Source organism: Christiangramia aestuarii, assembly GCF_009735585.1.
GTDB classification, from domain to species: domain Bacteria; phylum Bacteroidota; class Bacteroidia; order Flavobacteriales; family Flavobacteriaceae; genus Christiangramia; species Christiangramia aestuarii.
The window spans coordinates 1-369 of the sequence record NZ_VJVW01000165.1; the positions used below are offsets into that span (position 1 = coordinate 1).

The 369-nt window shown below is 64.2% G+C and carries 1 protein-coding gene; it reads right to left on the reverse strand.

Annotated features, from left to right (window positions below; all coding sequences use genetic code 11):
- The coding region (locus FLP08_RS17375) for a Nif3-like dinuclear metal center hexameric protein (RefSeq protein WP_202912817.1) at positions 1-321 on the reverse strand (321 nt) is incomplete at its 3' end.
- Positions 322-369: the final 48 nt, after the last annotated feature.

A 369-nucleotide genomic window follows, 5' to 3' on the forward strand; every position in this document is an offset into this window, starting at 1 on the left:
CTCCGGATGCAGATCCAGCGGCAGGTGGTAAGCGAGCAGACTGATATCGTTGTTCAGCAGGGTCTTCAGGCGCCGTTGCTTCATGCCGACCACGCAGGGGTTCTCACCCTTCCAGAAGTAACCGTGATGCACCAGCACCACGTCGGCGTCGGCCTCCACGGCGGCATCCAGCAGCGCCTGGCTGGCAGTGACCCCGCTGACGATCCGCCGCACCTGCGGCCGGCCTTCGACCTGCAGGCCGTTCGGGCAGTAGTCCTGGATGCGCGCGGCATCCAGATAACGGTCGGCCTCTTCGACCAGGGTGCTCAGGGCGATAGCCATGCAAATTCCTCTTCATTCAGGCAGGGCGCGCCGCTCCTCTAATGGACG